Source organism: Candidatus Melainabacteria bacterium (assembly GCA_016193285.1).
Classification (GTDB): domain Bacteria; phylum Cyanobacteriota; class Vampirovibrionia; order 2-02-FULL-35-15; family 2-02-FULL-35-15; genus JACPSL01.
In genome coordinates this window covers 1-1935 of the sequence record JACPSL010000023.1, presented here as the reverse complement: position 1 = coordinate 1935, position 1935 = coordinate 1, and the positions used below count along the sequence as shown (strand labels likewise).

The following is a 1935-nucleotide window of genomic DNA, read 5'->3' as shown; positions in this document are numbered from 1 at the left end:
TTGGTGGAACAGAGTATGCCTTTAAGCAATTACAACTACCAATGCCAGGAATTAATATGTAGGCCATCTATTTTTGTTTAAACTTTAATATTTTCAAGAATTACGCCTTTTCTCGAGATTAATTTTCAAAGTTGCGTAAATTATATTATTATTGGTAAATCAGAAATAAATTTGTAGGTTTAATAACTAGGTTTTAATGCTTGAACCCTAAACGGATTGCTGTAATTATAGTCAGATTCTTCAAATTGGATTTTAACTTTTTCATCTTCAAAAAATTTATTTGGATAAAATCTTTCCATTTCAATTAGCACATCATCTCTAAGCCACATGCCTGGTTGTAAATTATAAAACCTACCTTCAAACTCAGTACTTGAGGATAACTTTTGAAATAAATTTAATGAGTTTTGTGAAATTTGTTTAAAATAAGTTTTAGTTTTAGTAGCTGAGCTATCAATACTTTCTAAATCCATAAAAAACAATGGGTCAGTTGGTTCTGAAAATTCACATATTGCAAAATCAAAATTTCCTTCTTCCCCTAAATGAAGTAACCATTTTGCTCTTACAATGTTTAAAACTTTTAAAAACTCTTGATATTCTTTAACTGAAAATTTAAGTTTTTCATTATTTTCTTCAAATAAATTAAGATCAAGCGTCCAGTTTTGTTTAAATACAGAAGCATCATATGAAAAAGTATTAGCCACTGAAGCTAAACTTGTAAGTGCCTTTGCTCCAAAAGGAGAACGCGATGATCTACTTCCATATTGGCCACCTTGAATTAAAAAGTTACCAGTATAAAAAAGTTTTGGTAGTTTGTCTTTGTGTGTGTATATTGCCCATGATGACTTATAAACATTATTTACAAAATAAAAATTCTTTAATGTTGGAAAACTAATTTTAATTTCATCTCCTGGTACTTCTAATCCGTAAGAAAGCATGTTTATTAATATTGCTGCTTGTTCTTCAAGACAGCTAATTAATGAATCTTCTGTTGTACTTTTGTATTGATTTGTATCCATGATCTAGTTACATAGCTTACTTTATAGGCAATATAATTAGGTTAAGATTACATCTAACATAAGAATTTAAATTGTTAAACATTTTTCAAGATCTTGTTATTTTGAGGGTTATTACTATAAAAAATAATATTTATCGTGAATAAAATTCAACTATTAACCTGTCATTTACATTTACTGGTATTTTGCTCCTTTGAGGCACCTCAAGCAATTTACCTGAAAAATTATCCTTTTGAACTGAAACATACTCTAACACCTGAGGTATATTTTTTAGTGAATTTTTTACAATCTCTAACTTTTGAGTTTTTTCTTTTAGTGAAATCACAGAATTAGGTTTTACTGTATAAGATGGTATATCAATATTTTTATCATTAACAAGAACATGTCCATGATTTACAAGCTGTCTTGCACTAGCTAAGGTAGGTGCAAAACCCATTCGATACACTAAGTTATCTAGCCTCGTTTCAAGCAATTGAATTAAAATCTCACCCGTAGGGCCTTTAATTTTACTTGCTTTATTAAAACATTTCTTAAATTGCCTTTCAGTAACTCCATAACAATGCCTTAGCTTTTGCTTTTCTTGCAATAAACTTCCATACTCTGAACTCTTTGTACGTTTTAAACCATGTTGACCAGGAGGATAAGGCCTTTTATTTAGTTCGAACATTGGCATACCAGAAAGTATTTCTCCATACTTTCTGGAAAGTTTATCCTTAGCATTTGTATGTCTCAAATTAATTACCTCTAAATTTCAAGGTTATTAATATTACCATAAAAATACGGGTGTGTTAAGCAATTCGGGGTAACTTGTCCCACTGACCATTAAAAATGGTATCACGAAGAACAAGAAGTTTTTTAGCATTAAACAATCTCCATCTTTTAGATGCAGATTTCATCCTGTACTCCATTTGAGTTTTAATTG

At 29.6% G+C, this 1935-nt stretch carries 2 protein-coding genes; both read right to left on the bottom strand.

The genetic code is table 11. The features are described from left to right. Positions 1–179: 179 nt before the first annotated feature. Entirely contained in the window at positions 180–1016 is an 837-nt protein-coding gene (locus HYY52_04885) for a hypothetical protein (GenBank protein MBI2996022.1), read from the bottom strand. A gap of 130 nt (positions 1017–1146) precedes the next feature. Then, on the bottom strand, positions 1147–1746 hold the full coding sequence (rpsD, locus tag HYY52_04880; protein MBI2996021.1) for a 30S ribosomal protein S4: 600 nt from the start codon (positions 1744–1746) through the stop codon (positions 1147–1149). Positions 1747–1935 lie beyond the last annotated feature (189 nt).

What these genes read in the sequence shown, in the direction of transcription:
- HYY52_04885 (MBI2996022.1), bottom strand. Translation starts at nt 1,016, where the DNA reads ATGGATACAAATCAATACAAAAGTACAACAGAAGATTCATTAATTAGC.